General features: G+C 60.6%; 1 protein-coding gene. It reads left to right on the top strand.

Annotated elements, in window-relative coordinates:
* Nucleotides 1-163: transposase (locus tag R0J87_RS21475; RefSeq protein WP_498888828.1), on the top strand; the 163-nt coding region annotated here is incomplete at its 5' end.
* Nucleotides 164-264: the final 101 nt, after the last annotated feature.

Genomic DNA, 264 nt, shown 5'->3' with positions numbered 1-264 from the left:
GGGTTTCGTCGTCCTTCCCCGGCGCTGGGTGGTCGAACGCACCTTTGCCTGGCTCACGCGCTGGCGACGTCTCGTTCGTGACTACGAACAGCGCATCGACACATCCGAGGCCATGATCCACGTGGCCATGGGCAGCATGCTCCTACGCCGCGTCAGCCACTGAGCCCATTCTCAAACGGACTCTTAGGCCCGTTGCAAGCCAACTCCACCGCATCCGTCACTAAATCCATCGTCCGTATGCACGACCCCCACTTCAAATCAGAC

Origin of the sequence: Halomonas sp. SIMBA_159, assembly GCF_046536035.1 — a bacterium.
Classification (GTDB): Bacteria; Pseudomonadota; Gammaproteobacteria; order Pseudomonadales; family Halomonadaceae; genus Vreelandella; species Vreelandella venusta_A.
This window is presented reverse-complemented; position numbering and strand designations above follow the sequence as displayed.